The organism is Pseudomonas sp. GL-B-12 (genome assembly GCF_019955895.1).
Classification (GTDB): Bacteria; Pseudomonadota; Gammaproteobacteria; order Pseudomonadales; family Pseudomonadaceae; genus Aquipseudomonas.
In genome coordinates this window covers 120205-134841 of the sequence record NZ_JAHBCX010000011.1, presented here as the reverse complement: position 1 = coordinate 134841, position 14637 = coordinate 120205, and the positions used below count along the sequence as shown (strand labels likewise).

Below are 14637 nucleotides of genomic sequence, written 5' to 3'. Positions count from 1 at the left end.
CCTTGTTCAGCCGATCTGGCTGACGAATTTGGTGGTGAAGTACGCGTCCAGCCCTTCACTTCCGCCCTCGCTGCCATAACCGCTGTCCTTGACACCACCGAACGGCGTTTCCGGTGCAGCCAGGCCGAAGTGATTGATGGAGACCATGCCGGACTCCAATTCATCTGCCAGCAACGTAGCGCGCTGGATCGATCGTGTGAACGCGAACGCTGCCAGCCCGAAGGACAAGCCATTGGCCTTCTCGATGACTTCTTCGACGGTATCGAAGCGGACAATGGACGCGATCGGGCCGAACGGTTCTTCGTTCATCACCCGTGCGTTTTCCGGCACATCGGTCAGCACCGTGGCGGGATAGAAGAAGCCTGCGCCGTCGACGGTTTTACCACCCAACGCCAGTTGAGCGCCGACGGCCAGAGCATCATCTACATACTCCTGCGCAGCGGCCACGCGACGTGAATTGGCCAACGGGCCCAACTGCGTCGAAGCATCATGGCCGTCACCGATCTTGATGGCTGCACCGGCCGCGCAGAACGCATCAACAAACTGCTCATACACCGCCGATTGCACATAGAAACGCGTAGGCGAGGCACAGATCTGGCCGCCATTGCGGAATTTCAGGCCCGCCCCCAACGCCGCCACGGCCTTGACGTCAACGTCATCGCAAACAATGAACGGTGCATGCCCGCCCAGTTCCAGCGTGCAGCGCTTGAGGTACTGACCCGCCAGCGCACCCAACGCGCGACCGACCGGTACCGAGCCGGTGAACGACACTTTACGAATGATCTCGGAACGGATCAGGTAATCGGACACTTCGGCCGGTACGCCAAACACCAGGTTCAGTACGCCATCAGGCACGCCGGCATCCTGAAACGCCCGGCACAACTCGATGCAGGATGAAGGGGTTTCCTCCGGGCCTTTGGCAATGATCGAACAGCCGGCCGCCAGTGCGCCGGCAATCTTGCGCACCAATTGGCTGACCGGGAAGTTCCAGGGGCTGAAAGCCGCTACCGGCCCTACGGGCTCGCGCAAGACGGTTTGTCGAACGCCTCGGGCACGCGCAGGAATCACTCGGCCGTACGCGCGACGTCCTTCCTCGGCGTACCAATCAATGTGATCGCCAGCGCCGAAGGCTTCTAGCTTGGCTTCCGCCAGCGGCTTGCCTTGTTCCAGGGTGATCAGCGCTGCTATTTCATCCGAACGTTGACGCACCAGGTCGGCCGCACGACGCAGGATTTTCGAGCGCTCGTAGGCCGAGGTCTTGCGCCACACCTGAAAGCCACGCTGTGCCGCCGCCAGCGCGCGGTCCAGATCGGCGGTCGCGGCCAGGCTGAGCTTAGCGATCAACTCGCCGGTGGCAGGGTTAAATACATCGGCCTGACGCTCGTGGGCGCCAGCAGACCATTGACCGTCAATCAGCAGGGATTCGATAACTCGCATGTAATTGGACCTTTGGAGAATTGAACGCAACAAGTTTCATTGAAAGAAACAATGTTTCTCTGTGTAGCGCAATCCTAGGAGTCGAAAAGCTTGGATGTCAAGGCCAAAAAAGTCGCTTGACCACTTATTGTCGAGCGCGCTAGCTTTATCTCACAGAGAAACATAATTCCTACAAGAGAAACAAAGGTACGAACCAATGAGTATTGCCAATGCACTGCTTCATAACTGGGATGACCTGCCTCGCGAAACCGTCCGTAAAGGCGTTGAGCGCGTGGCTTTCCGTGGCGATAACACGCTGTGCGTCATGAACTGGCTGACCCCGGGCATGGATGTTTTTCCCCACAGCCACACCTTCGAACAGTTGGTGATCATCGTGCAAGGACGCGTGCGCTTTCATTTGGGTGACGACGTGGTCGAAGGGGGACCGGGCAGCATGATCCGCATACCACCCCATGTGGTGCATTACGCCGAACCGATCGGTAACGACGTGGTGATGAACCTGGACGTGTTCTCGCCGATTCGCGATGACTATCGGCACCTGATCGAATACCAGGCTGGCGAATTCGCCGACGCCGGGAAAGCACAGTCATGAACGGCATGAGTTTCTCTTCCAGACTGCGCGCTGGACAGTCACTGATCAGCACGTTCATCAAAACACCAAGCCATGCGGTGGTGGAAATTGCCGGTGACTGCATGCTGGATGCAGTGGTGCTGGACGCCGAGCACGCGCCCTTCGATCAAAGCAGCCTTGATCGTGGTCTGCTTGCCTGTCGCGCGGCGCAGGTGGCCGGTTTGGTACGCGTCGCTGACGAACGCCCCACCACGCTGTTGCAGGCGCTGGACCTGGGTGCCGACGGCCTGGTTTTGCCCCATATCGTCGATGCTGCACAGGCACGTCAGATATTGCAGGCAACCCGGTATCGCCATGGCAGCCGTGGTTTCTCCAACTCGCCCAGGGCCGGCCGATATGGCAACGCCAACCTCGTCGAACACATGGCCGCTGAGGATGGTCGTCACGCAATCATTGCCCAGATCGAGGACCGCGCGGCACTGGACAACCTCGCGGCGATCGCAAGCGTCGAGCAGATCGACTGCCTGTTGGTCGGACGAGCCGATTTGGCCGTCTCGCTCGGCGTCAATACGCTGGATGATCCGCGCGTCGAGTCGGCTGTCAGCCGTGTGATCGACGCCGCACTTCAAGCCGGCAAAGCTGCCGGAATTTTTGTCTCCAACAGCGAAGACCTGGAGCGCTTCAGCAACAAGGGGATGCGCTTTTTCATTCTGGGCTCGGACCAGGCGGTGCTACGCGCTGGCTGGACTCAACAGGTGCGTCATTTCCACAGTTTGACTCGCTGAACCGCCTGCAAAACAACAATAGGTAACCCCATGAACGCCATCATCAATACATCCACCAACGAAGAACGTGAAGCGCGAATCGACAGCCTCATGCGCGGCGCCATCGACCTGCACTGCCACAGCGGTCCCTCGGTCATGCCGCGCTACTGCGACCATGTTGAAGCCATGCGCGAAGCCAGCGAGGCTGGTTTGAAGGCGGTGTTGCTCAAGGATCACTATTACAGCTGCACACCGGTGACGACCCTGCTGAACAAACACTTCAACGAGCTTGGCGTTCACATGCTGTCGGGCGTCCCCCTGAACAATTCGGTCGGCGGGCTCAACGTCCATGCCGTCGAGCACGGCTTGAAATTGGGGGCGAAACTGGTCTGGATGCCGACGTTTTCCTCGGCCAACCACATTGCCCATCACCATCAGGACGAGAAATTCACCGAGAAATTCCCACAAACCACCCAACGCATGCTGCAGCCGATCCCGTTGACCGTGCTCGATGACAACGGTCGTCTGAAGGAAGAAGTGAAAGCGATCCTGGACCTGATTGCCGCAGAAGACGTGGTGCTGTCTGCCGGTCACCTCAACATCAAGGAAATCTGGCCGCTGTTCGAAGAAGCTCGCAAACGTGGGGTTAAAAGACTGCTGGTCAACCATCCGACCTACGTGGTCGACGCCACGCTCGATGACATGCGCGAACTGGCACGTGCTGGCGTCTACATGGAGCACTCCATGTGTATGTGGGTGCCTGGATCGAAGTTCAAATTCTACGATGATCAATTCCTGCAACAAGTGATCGAAGCGGGAACCGTGGACCTGACCATTCTCGGTTCCGACTTGGGGCAGCAAGGCAATCCAAGCATCGCCGAGGGCTTTCGTAACGTGATTGGCCAACTGCTGGATCTCAACTACAGCGACGAGGATATTCGCAAGATGACCTCCGGCAACGCTTCCCGCTTGATGAACCTGTGAGTGCACAGTCATGACGCGACTTATCACACAAATTGGGCCACTGTCCTTTAAGAACCCGGTCATCTGTGGAGCTGGCGAGCAGACCATGACTCGCGATGCCATCCGCGCAGCCCTGGCCACCGGTGCTGGTGCGGTGGTAGCCAAATCCACCAATGAATCACAAGCCGCCAAGCACCAGCTCGACAAGACGGACTATGTGCTGCTGGACTCGAACTGGAACCGTTTGCCGTGGGACTTTTCCCCGCCGCCAGATGCCAGCCTGTTCGGTCGTTCAGGCTTGGTTCAGCGCGGTTTTGCCGAATGGCTCGACGACCTGGTGAAGCTGGATCTGGAAGCTCGGCAGCAAGATGCTTACGTTATTCCCAGCCTGATCCTCAGTGACCTTGAACAATGTGCGGAGTACGCCCGGCAGATCGAACAGGCTGGCCTGCGAGTGTTGGAGCTGAACATTGGCGCCCCTCACGGTGAAGAAGCTGCCAAGGGCGCCATCGTCCTTGAGCGGGGCGCGGCACGCATTGAAGCCATTGTGTCGCGTATCCGGCAGGCGACGACATTACCGCTGTGGATCAAGCTCACCGGGCAAAGCGAGGACGTCGTCGGCCTGGCTCAGGCCGCGCGCAGGGGCGGAGCCGACAGCGTCGTGATGATGGGCCGTTTCATGGGTTTTCTGCCGGATCTGGAAACCGGGCTGCCCGTGCTGGGAACCAGTGCCGCAATAGGTGGCGGTTGGGCGCTACCACTGACCGCGCGCTGGTTGATGATGACGCGCAGAGCCATGGGCGACGATTACCCGCTGATCGCCACCAACGGCGCTCGCAGCGGGCTGGACGTCGCGCGCTTTTTACTTTCCGGGGCCTGCGCCACAGAGATGACCTCTGCGGTGTTCACGGGCGGCTACGACGTGTTGTCCCGTGCTGTACGCGAGCTGGATGAATATGTAGTCAAACGAGGTCTCAGCGTCGAGCAACTGCTGGGCAGTGCGGCTGATCAGGTGCAGACCTATCAGCAGCAACCTGACCGACCTGAGTGGTGGAAAGGCTTTGCCCCGGAGTGCCCAGGGTCTCCAGACTGAAAAGGCTCGGTCGGGAGATCACTGACAGTTGGCGATTGATGTTGCCGTGAAGAAGGGCCCAAAGGGCCCGCTCTTAAGAATGCACGGGTGCGGCGAGCGCACAAACTGTTGGGAACTGCCATCAGCCTGGCTGAGGTAGACATCGCCTCGTGGGTCGCCGACCAGCCCCCTAACTCGGGTCTACAAGTTAATCATAGGCGCTACGCCGGGACAGTTCTGGCGCAGTCCCTGCCCTGCTTCGTAGCGCTGGCCAGACAGCAGCAGGCTCTTGATCAGCAAGGGGTAACTGTAGGCACCTTGCGCGGAGGTAATTATTTTTGTCTTCAGCATGCTGAGGCCTACCTGGTTCTTGTTGAGGGCTTGAATGTTGGATCGGCGCGCAGTACGTATAACGGTAGGCATGCCGCGATCAGGAGTTTGCCCAGGCTTGGGAGCCTGGGCATGGGACGATCAGAACTGCGCCGCATCCAGCAGGTACAGACTCTCGCTACCGGCTTTAACCGAAGCAGTCAGCGAGTGGATACGCGGCAACAGGCGAGCGAAGAAGAAACGTGCGGTGCCCAGCTTGCTGACGTAGAACTCGTCCTGTTCCTGCTTGGCCAGGGCGGTACGTGCCATCAGTGCCCACATATAGGCGTAGGCGGTGTAGCCAAACACCTGTAGGTACTCGACCGAGGCAGCACCGACTTCGTTCGGGTTGGCCTTGGCCCGCTCCAGTAGGTCAGCGGTCATCAGTTCAAGGTTGGCGATGGCGCCTTTCAGTGGCTCGATAAATTCGGCCAGGCTGCTGTCAGCCGAATCGGTGAAGGCTTTGATCTCTTCGGCGAAGTGTTTGTAGAACGCACCGCCGCTGCCGACCACTTTACGGCCGACCAGATCGAGCGCCTGGATACCGTTGGTGCCTTCGTAGATCTGGGTGATGCGGCAGTCGCGAATCAGCTGCTCCTGGCCCCACTCACGTATATAACCGTGGCCGCCGAATATCTGCTGGCCATGGGTGGTGGTTTCCAGCGCCATATCGGTAAGGAAGGCCTTGGCGACCGGGGTCAGCAGGGCAACCAACTCTTCCGCGCGCTTGCGGGTGGCGGCGTCTTCGCTGAACTTGGCGGTATCGAGCTGCATCGCGACGTAGCTGGAGAAGGCACGACCGCCTTCGTTCAACGCTTTCATGGTCAGCAGCATGCGGCGCACATCCGGGTGCACGATGATCGGGTCAGCGGCTTTGTCTTTAGCCACCGCACCAGTCGGCGCGCGGCTCTGGATACGGTCGCGAGCGTATTCCACAGCGTTCTGGTAGCTGCGCTCACCCAGGGACAAGCCCTGGATGCCCACGCCCAGACGCTCGTAGTTCATCATAGTGAACATGGCAGCGAGGCCCTTGTTCGGCGCATCGACGATCCAGCCGGTGGCACCATCGAAGTTCATCACGCAGGTGGCCGAAGCCTTGATGCCCATCTTGTGTTCGATGGATCCGCAGGACAGGCTGTTCTGCTCGCCCAGGGAACCGTCGGCGTTGACCATAAACTTCGGCACCAGGAACAGCGAGATGCCTTTCGGACCTGCTGGGGCGTCCGGCAGCTTGGCCAGTACCAGGTGGATGATGTTCTCGGTCAGGTCGTGCTCACCGCCGGTGATAAAGATCTTGGTGCCGGACACCTTGAAGCTGCCATCAGCCTGCGGCTCGGCCTTGGTGCGGATGATGCCCAGGTCGGTGCCGGCATGCGGCTCGGTCAGGCACATGGAGCCTGCCCAGACGCCGGAGTACATGTTCGGCAGGTATTTTTCTTTCAGCTCTTCGCTGGCGTGGGCATTGATCGACAGGCAGGCGCCGGCGGTCAGCATCGGGTAGAGGCCGAACGACAGGTTGGCCGAGCTGACCATTTCCTCGACCTGAGCCGAGATCGCCTTGGGCATGCCCATGCCGCCGTATACCGGGTCGCCACCGACGCCGACCCAGCCGCCTTCTGCGTAGGTCTTGTAGGCGTCCAGAAAGCCGGCCGGGGTTTTCACCGCACCGTCGCTCCAGGAGCAGCCTTCTTCATCGCCGCTGCGATTTAGCGGGGCGATCACGCCGCCGGTGACCTTGCCGGCCTCTTCGAGGATGGCCGCGGCGGTGTCTTCGTCCACCACTTCAGCCAGGCCCGGCAACTGGGCCCACAGCTTGGAGACTTCGAACACTTCATTGAGCACAAAGCGCATATCGCGCAGGGGAGCTTGGTAGTCAGACATGATTGAATTACTCAGACAGTGTGCGGGCATTGCGCATGCCCCGATTAATAGAAAGGTCAGCCGCGCGGGCTTGCACCAGGGACGCGCAACGTAACTACGGTTGCGCTATCTGCAGCCGCTGGCGGCTGCTTGAGAGCGCCGGACAGCGAGCCGAGGACGATCCCGCCGATCACCTCCTGCCGCTGCGTCGGGGACAAACCAGCCTGATCCAGCCAGGCCGGCAGGTTGTTGAGCCTGGCGCCGTTAGTTTGTACGGTCGCCTTGAGCACCGGCAGCGGGCCTGTAGCGCCGGCCTCCAGCAAGCGCGCCAGGAGCTTCTCCTCATAGCGCCTGCGCATCTGCTCGAGGCGCGAGAGCGGTGCCTCGCCTGACTCGCCCGGGCATGCTGAGATGAATGATCGCTTGGTATTCATGACGACACGACTCCCGGGAAAAGCCATCGGTAGCCCATCCTTGGCAACCGCTAATCAGCTATAGCGATAAAAACCATGACCGCTCTTGCGCCCGAGGCGACCGGCTGCCACCAGCTCCCTGAGCAGGGAGGGCGGGCGGTATTTGGGATCACCGAAACCCTGCTGGAAGGACTCCAGAATCGCCAGCAGGGTATCCAGACCAACCAGATCAGCCAGCGCCAGCGGCCCCATGGGCAGACCGCAACCCAACTGCATGCCGGTGTCGATATCCTCGGCAGTGGCCAGGCCTTCCTGCAGGGTGAAGATGGCTTCGTTGAGCATCGGCACCAGAATCCGGTTGACCACGAAGCCCGGGCGGTTACCCGTGCTGATCGCGGTCTTGCCAATGCGCTCGGCGAACGCCAGGGTGCGGGTATGGAAAACCTCGGTGGTTGCCAGCCCGCGAATCACTTCCACCAGCGTCATGACCGCTACCGGGTTGAAGAAATGCAGGCCGATAAAGCGCTCGGGGCGCTGCACCTGGGAGGCCAACTGACTAATCGACAGCGACGAGGTATTGCTGGCGATGATGGCCTCAGCGCTGACCTGCTCACTAACCTGCTTGAGGATGCGTAGCTTCAGGTCCAGGTTCTCGCTGGCCGCCTCGATCACCAGGCCGGCGTCGCTCAGGCTGGCATAGTCGGTACTGGTGCTGATGCGTCCTAGCGCAGCGGCGCGCTGCTGTTCCGTCAGCGTGCCCTTTTCCACCTGCCGGCCAAGGCTGCGATCAATGGACACCCGCGCCTTGGCCAAGGCGGCTTCGGATATATCCACCAGCACGACGGACAGGCCCGCAAGGGCACACACCTGGGCAATACCGCTGCCCATGATGCCGCCACCAATGACACCGATAATTTCGTCGCTCATGGTCGTCTCCCCCCTGTTCAAACGCGCTCGAAGATCGCGGCAATACCCTGGCCGCCACCGATGCACATAGTCACCAGGGCATAACGGCCCTGGGTACGATGCAGTTCATGGACGGCCTTGGTGACAATGATCGCTCCGGTGGCACCGACCGGGTGGCCGAGGGAAATGCCAGAGCCATTCGGGTTGACCTTGGCCGGGTCGAAGTCGAGTTCTCGAGCCACGGCGCAGGCCTGGGCGGCAAAGGCTTCGTTGGCCTCGATCACATCCAGGTCGGCGACCTTCAGGCCGGCACGTTGCAGGGCCAGGCGGGTTGCCGGGATCGGCCCCAAGCCCATCAACACCGGATCGACACCGGCATGCGCGTAGCTGACCAGACGGGCCAGCGGGCGCAGGTTATCGGCCTGCACCGCCGCCCCCGTGGCCAGGACTACCGCCGCCGCGCCGTCGTTGAGTCCCGAGGCGTTGCCGGCGGTGACCGTGCCGCCCTGCTTGAATGCGGTCTTCATGCCCGCCAGTTGCTCGATCGAGGTGTCGCCACGCACATGCTCATCGACCTCGAACAGTTGCGAGCCTTTACGCGTTTTGATTTCAACCGGCACAATCTGGCCGGCGAAACGTCCTTCGGTAATCGCACGCGCCGCACGCTGCTGACTGACCAGCGCCAGGGTGTCCTGCTCTGCGCGGCTGATGCCATGCAGTTCGGCAATATTCTCGGCGGTAATGCCCATGTGAATCCGCTGGAACGGGTCGTGGAGGATGCCGAGCATGTAGTCCACGGCCTGCATATCACCCATGCGGCCACCCCAGCGCGCGCCGGGCAGCAGATAAGGGCCGCGGCTCATGGATTCGGCACCGCCGCCGATAGCGATGTCGCAGTCACCCAGCAGCAGGCTCTGCGCCGCCGAGATGATCGCCTGCAGACCGGAACCGCAGAGGCGATTGACGTTGAATGCGGGTGCTTCCTGGGGGATACCGGCATTCATCGCGGCCACCCGGGAAATGTAGGCATCTCGCGTCTCAGTGGGAATGACATTGCCCATCACCACATGACCGATACGCTCGGCGTCACAACCACTACGCTGCAGGGCGGCGCTGACCGCGGTCGTGGCCAGTTCGCATGGCGGGGTATCTTTGAGCGTACCGCCGAAGGAACCGATTGCAGTTCTGACAGCGCTGACGATATAGACTTCGGGATTAGGCATAGGAGACTCCGGTGGCATTGAGATCCAACTGATGCGTAGACTGCGCACGCTATGGCGGCGCACTGCCCAGGCGTGGGGTAGTCTAGGGAGCCGATGAACATTGGCCTATGCCGAAAATTACTGATTTGGCTGATACTTTTTGCAACCCCCAGGCAACTGACCCGCAGCGAGCGAGCGTTATGCAAGAGAAGGATTCAGTGGCCGTGTATTTTGCCCGTGCAGCGCTTTACGGGCTGCACGGGCAACCCGAGCGGATTGCGGTGGTACTGGCCGCGGCGGGTATTCCCGAACAGCAACTGAGCGACAAATCGGTACGCATCGCCGCCTCGGCCTTTGCCAGACTCTGGCTGGCCGTCGCCCGGGAGCTCGACGACGAGTTCCTCGGTTTCGACTCGCACGGGATGCCAACCGGCAGCTTCGCCCTGATCTGTCGGGGCCTGATCCAGGCCGACAACCTCGGCCAGGCGCTGCTCCAGTGCCTGAACGGCCTCGGTCTGTTCTTGCGGGATATCCACGGCAGCCTGTCGGTACGCGGCGACCGTGCCGTGATCCGCCTGCACAACCGCCAGCCAGACCCGCAGGCGCGCAGCGTCGCCGAGGAAACCTACCTAACCGTGGTGCTTGGCCTGCTGTGCTGGCTGGCGGGCCGGCGCATCCCCATCGACAGCTCGCAATTCACCCACCCGCGACCGGAGCATGGTGACGACCACTTGTTCTGGGGACCCAACCTGACCTTCGAGGCCACCCATAGCGAAATCGAGTTCGCCGCCAGTTATCTGGAGCTGCCGCTAGTACAGAACCTGGCGACGCTGAAGACCTTCCTGCGCACCTCGCCGCAATGGCTGATCGTGCGTTTCAGCAATCGCCAGGGACTGAGCGCCGAAGTCTACCAACAGCTGCGCAATTGTCGCTACGAACATTGGCCGACCCTGGCCGACATGGCCGAGGAGCGCGCCCTGAGCATCGCCAGCTTCCGCCGCCAGCTGCAGCGAGAAGGTTTCTCCTTCCAGGAGCTCAAAGACGAGGTACGCCGCGCCATCGCCTTCGAGTGCCTGCGCAACACCGACCTGAGCATCACCGCGATCGCCGAGAAGGCCGGCTTCTGCGAGGCCAGTGCGCTTCACCGGGCGTTCAAGCAGTGGACCGGAGAAAGCCCCGGCTATTATCGGAAGAAGTGGCACAGCAGCGAATAGTCCCAGAGGGATTCGTCGAGCATGAAGCATGGGAATTCGCACCAAGGGTAAAGCAGGGTTATGCGCCATGTTCATTACCCTCCGTTAAAACTGTTGCAGGCTCGCGGACACTAGCAGCCGCTCGTGCAGAATCCTACAGGGCGAATAGACTCGGACGGCGTTGACTAAAGGAAGTTTTTCACCGAGTTCGCACTAGACCGCTAAAAGCAGAGCTGTCAGAACACAGTTATAAATGCCTGAACAAGGCTGCAGCCAGAATTCCGGCAGTAATCGCCAGGAGCGGCTTTTTCACAATCAGCATCGTGATTGCGGTGGTAAGTAATGCCAGTCGTGCCCCGCCACCACCGTTCAGGGCCATCGGCGCAAGTAGCGCAATCAAGACAGAACCGGACATCGCCGTCATGAACGGCTGAACACGGTAGTGGATGGGTACAAACGGCATGACGAATACCCCACCCTCGGTACACAAAAGCATGCCAATGCGGAAGTTGTGGCTCGTATTTTCTGATTATTCGGCAGACTAAATAGGATGGCTGCCTTTTCGCAAACACACACGAGCAGAGTTAGAGGGCGCACTCGACCGCATCCAGGCTGGATTCGGAAATGATTACAACCTGACTTTTTGTTGAACACTTAACTCCTTGATCAGCTTGGGTGTCGAATTTTGCAATTCGACATAAGGCGGGGGGAAAACGACATACAGTGCCGGCACTGTTACTGATTCCCTGTGGCCATGCCCATGAGCCGCGTCTAGCCGGCCGGCAGCTGCCTGCTATGGCTTGCCGGTTAAGAACTATTGCAGCCGTTCAGCGGTAGCAGCGATTAAAATCAAGCCCAAAATCACACCGGACAAGGTCGGGGCAATTCAGGCGCCCGCCCCAACTGGTGCTGGCGGCGATAGAGCGCCGGGGTGCTGCCGGACCAGCGCTGGAAGGCGTGAATAAAGGCCGCCGACTCGGCATAACCCAGCTGCCCGGCGATGGCCTCTACCGACAGCTGGCTGCTTTCGAGCAATTGCCGCGCACGGGCAAAGCGCAGCTCTTCGAGGATGCGCCGGAACGAGGTGCCTTGGCTGCGTAGCTGATGGCGCAGGGTCCGTTCGGAAAACCCCAGGGCCGCGGCCACCTCGCAGGCCGTCGGAAAACCCGCGGTGAACAGGCTCAGGTGCGCACGCACCTGATCGGCCGAGTTGCCGCTGGCCTGCTCCTGTTGCAGCCCCAGTAGCAGCTGGTCGCACTGCCGGCGGTAGAGCGCATTGGCGCTGCGATCGCCGCTGGGCAGGCGCAACTGCAGGTGTTCATTGCGCATCCAAAACCGCGCAATGCTGGCGTCAAAGTGCACCGGGCAGCCGTAAAACTGCTCATACAGCTGGGCCTCGGCCGGCTTGGGATACGGCAGGTCAACCTGAATGGCATACAAGTCCATGTTCAGGCTGGCTTGAACATCGAGGATCAGCTTGTAGGTGCCGGCCATCTGCATGTCGATCAGCATCCGTCGTGCGGGTTCGGCCAGCGGCAGTGACGCGAGGGTCAGGGCGCTGACTCTCTCCCCGGGTTGAAAGCTAACCTCGCTGAACAGATAGGTCAGTTGCTGGTAGCGGATGCCGCAATACAGAACTTCTTGGGCCGTGTCGCAGGTCAGCAACAGCAGGCTGAGGGGGCCATAGCCGGCAAAGCCGACGCCGTTGCCGATACTCAGGCCGACGCAGGGTTGGTTCAGCTCCCCGGCCAGCTCGCATATCAGCCGCAGCTCCAGGCTGCGATCGATCCGCGCATCCGGCGCCAGATGCTCAAGATCCAGGCCGTAGCGTTGCAGCAGCGGGGAAACATCCACGCCCTGCTTGCGCAGGCTGTTGAAGATGTAGGTGAGTCCAAGGATCGAATGACTGGCCATATTGATTTTATTGTCTTGCCGAAACTGTCAATTTATTGCCAACCCTAGCATATCTCTCCTATAGGGTGGCTCCTAGACTGGCGACATTGCCATTTATCCCTGTCAAGGAGCGCCCATGCACAAGTCAGCCGCAACCAGCACCAGCACCAGCAAGATTGTCGATGTGGTGATTATTGGCTCGGGCTTTGGCGGCCTGGGCATGGCGATCAAATTGCGCGAAGCCGGTAACGACAACTTTGTCGTGCTGGAAAAGGCCGGCGATGTCGGCGGCACCTGGCGCGAGAACAGCTATCCGGGCGCGGCTTGTGATGTGCAATCGCACATGTATTCGTTCTCCTTTGCGCCGAAAAACGACTGGAGCAAACGGTACGCAGAGCGGCAGGAAATTCAGCAGTACATTCTCGATACCACGGAGAAGTTCGGTATCCGTCCATTTCTGCGCTTCAATCGCGAAGTGTGCGGCATGCATTTCGATCAGGCCAAGGGCCTGTGGACAGTCGATACCGCCGCCGGCGAGCGGTTTGTCGCGCGCCATGTGGTGCTGGCTTCTGGCCCGTTGCATGTGCCCTCGATACCGACGTTTCCAGGGCAGGAAAATTTCAAGGGTAAGATTTTCCATTCGGCGCAGTGGGATCACGACTATGACCTGAGCGGCAAACAGGTGGTCTCGGTAGGCACCGGTGCCAGCACCATTCAGTACGCCCCGGAAATTGCCCGCAAAGTGGCCCGACTGAGCATTTTGCAGCGCACCCCGGCCTGGGTGATTCCGCGTGACGAGCGGGCGTATGCCGATTGGGAAAAACGCTTGTTCGTCAGCCTGCCGTTCAGCCGCACCTTGCACCGTGCACGCCTGTACTGGAGCAACGAGTCGCGTGCCTGGCCGCTGTTTGCGCCACGGGTAGCGGCAGTTATACAGAAACTGGCCAAGCTGTTTATCAACGTCAAGGTCAAGAACCAAGCGCTGGCCAAGGCCCTGACGCCGGACTATTTGATCGGTTGCAAGCGCATCCTGATTTCCAACAAGTGGCTGCCAATGTTCAATCGCGACAACGTCGAGCTGATTGGCGCTGGCATCAAGGAGTTGCGCGAGCACTCGGTGTTGTTGCGCGATGGTCGTGAGCTGCCGGCCGATTGCATCATTCTCGGAACCGGTTTCGTCACCGACCCCCGCATTTACATGAAGGATTTTCCCTGCACCGGCCTGCCGGGCCACGACCTGACGCAGGACTGGAAAGAGAGTCCGGAAGCCTATTACGGTACAACGGTGACCGGCTTTCCGAACTTCTACCAACTGCTCGGCCCCAACACGGCCCTGGGGCATAACTCGGTCATCTTCATGATCGAAGCTCAAGTGCATTACATCATGCAGTGCCTCAAGCGCCTGCAGGAGAAAGGTGCCGACTATCTGGACGTGAAGCCGCAGGTGCAGCGCGAGTTCAACCAGAAGCTGCAGGCCAAATTTGTCGGCACAGCCTGGTCGTCCGGCTGCACCAGCTGGTATCAGCAGGCCGGTGGCAAGAACGTGCTGATCTGGCCGGGTGCTACCTGGCGCTTTTGGCTGCAGACCCGGCGGGTGCGCGATGCGGACTACGAGTTCGTCACCTGCGCCAGCCAGTCGCAGCCAGCCGAACTGTTGGACGCGGAGCCCAGTGCGGCGTGAGAACCACATTGATTAGGCTCTGTACCAGTTACGTATTGAAGGCCAAATTGTAGGGTGGACTCAGGAGCGCAGCGAACAGTCCACCGTTTGGCTACCGTGAATTGATGCTGTACTGCCTGCCGTGGCCCATCGCGGCTAAAGCCCCTCCCACAAGGTGTGCGGCGCTCAACACATAACTGGGACATAGCCTAAATCTTGCTGACGCCGATGAGCGGCTTTGAAGATTTTCAGACGCCAGAGATATACATATCGAGCTAAACGCCTAACGCTCGGAGAGCCTATCTTTGCGCGACATCTTGAGTGCTAAAAGTGC

12 protein-coding genes and 2 pseudogenes are annotated in these 14637 nt (G+C 60.1%); 6 read left to right on the top strand and 8 right to left on the bottom strand.

Annotated elements, in window-relative coordinates:
- Nucleotides 1-6: 6 nt before the first annotated feature.
- Nucleotides 7-1437 (bottom strand): NAD-dependent succinate-semialdehyde dehydrogenase, encoded by a 1431-nt coding sequence (locus KGA85_RS06680; protein ID WP_223543004.1) that lies wholly within the window; start codon nt 1435-1437, stop codon nt 7-9.
- Nucleotides 1438-1633: 196 nt separating this feature from the next.
- Here KGA85_RS06680 and KGA85_RS06675 point away from each other — a divergent pair, with 196 nt between their 5' ends.
- Genes KGA85_RS06675 through KGA85_RS06660 form a run of 4 tightly spaced genes read left to right on the top strand, consistent with a single transcriptional unit; the run spans nt 1634 to nt 4828 of the window.
- Nucleotides 1634-2029, top strand: a complete 396-nt coding sequence (locus tag KGA85_RS06675) for a cupin domain-containing protein (RefSeq protein WP_223543003.1) — start codon at nt 1634-1636, stop codon at nt 2027-2029.
- A complete protein-coding gene (locus tag KGA85_RS06670; protein WP_223531692.1) occupies nt 2026-2793 on the top strand; it encodes an HpcH/HpaI aldolase family protein in 768 nt (255 codons plus the stop codon). Before KGA85_RS06675 ends, KGA85_RS06670 begins: the two co-directional genes overlap by 4 nt.
- A gap of 30 nt (nt 2794-2823) precedes the next feature.
- Nucleotides 2824-3756 carry a DUF6282 family protein gene (locus KGA85_RS06665; RefSeq protein ID WP_223510798.1) on the top strand — a complete coding sequence of 311 codons (933 nt, stop codon included), beginning with the start codon at nt 2824-2826 and terminating at the stop codon, nt 3754-3756.
- A gap of 10 nt (nt 3757-3766) precedes the next feature.
- Nucleotides 3767-4828: a dihydroorotate dehydrogenase gene (locus KGA85_RS06660; protein WP_223510797.1), complete on the top strand. Its 1062-nt coding sequence runs from the start codon at nt 3767-3769 to the stop codon at nt 4826-4828.
- A 237-nt stretch (nt 4829-5065) separates the two neighbouring features.
- Here the strand turns inward: KGA85_RS06660 and KGA85_RS06655 are convergent.
- The 5 genes and pseudogenes from KGA85_RS06655 to KGA85_RS06635 form a co-directional block, all read right to left on the bottom strand.
- Nucleotides 5066-5158: pseudogene (locus tag KGA85_RS06655) on the bottom strand (hypothetical protein); the annotation flags it as partial.
- Between the two features lie 120 nt (nt 5159-5278).
- Nucleotides 5279-7057, bottom strand: coding sequence for an acyl-CoA dehydrogenase C-terminal domain-containing protein (locus KGA85_RS06650; protein ID WP_223510796.1), 1779 nt, complete (start codon nt 7055-7057; stop codon nt 5279-5281).
- A gap of 56 nt (nt 7058-7113) precedes the next feature.
- Nucleotides 7114-7470 carry a hypothetical protein gene (locus KGA85_RS06645; RefSeq protein WP_223510795.1) on the bottom strand — a complete coding sequence of 119 codons (357 nt, stop codon included), beginning with the start codon at nt 7468-7470 and terminating at the stop codon, nt 7114-7116.
- Between the two features lie 54 nt (nt 7471-7524).
- Nucleotides 7525-8376 carry a 3-hydroxybutyryl-CoA dehydrogenase gene (locus KGA85_RS06640; protein WP_223510794.1) on the bottom strand — a complete coding sequence of 284 codons (852 nt, stop codon included), beginning with the start codon at nt 8374-8376 and terminating at the stop codon, nt 7525-7527.
- A gap of 17 nt (nt 8377-8393) precedes the next feature.
- Nucleotides 8394-9578, bottom strand: coding sequence for an acetyl-CoA C-acyltransferase family protein (locus KGA85_RS06635; protein ID WP_223510793.1), 1185 nt, complete (start codon nt 9576-9578; stop codon nt 8394-8396).
- Between the two features lie 179 nt (nt 9579-9757).
- Between KGA85_RS06635 and KGA85_RS06630 the strand changes: the two genes are divergently transcribed.
- Nucleotides 9758-10771, top strand: coding sequence for an AraC family transcriptional regulator (locus tag KGA85_RS06630; RefSeq protein ID WP_223510792.1), 1014 nt, complete (start codon nt 9758-9760; stop codon nt 10769-10771).
- A 226-nt stretch (nt 10772-10997) separates the two neighbouring features.
- Here the strand turns inward: KGA85_RS06630 and KGA85_RS06625 are convergent.
- A pseudogene (locus KGA85_RS06625) lies at nt 10998-11228 on the bottom strand (AzlD family protein); the annotation flags it as partial.
- A gap of 383 nt (nt 11229-11611) precedes the next feature.
- The gene (locus tag KGA85_RS06620; RefSeq protein ID WP_223510791.1) at nt 11612-12664 is read right to left on the bottom strand and encodes an AraC family transcriptional regulator; all 1053 of its coding nucleotides are present in this window, start codon (nt 12662-12664) and stop codon (nt 11612-11614) included.
- A gap of 115 nt (nt 12665-12779) precedes the next feature.
- On the opposite strand from KGA85_RS06620, the gene KGA85_RS06615 reads away from it, so the two are divergent.
- Nucleotides 12780-14324 (top strand): flavin-containing monooxygenase, encoded by a 1545-nt coding sequence (locus KGA85_RS06615; RefSeq protein ID WP_223510790.1) that lies wholly within the window; start codon nt 12780-12782, stop codon nt 14322-14324.
- Nucleotides 14325-14637 lie beyond the last annotated feature (313 nt).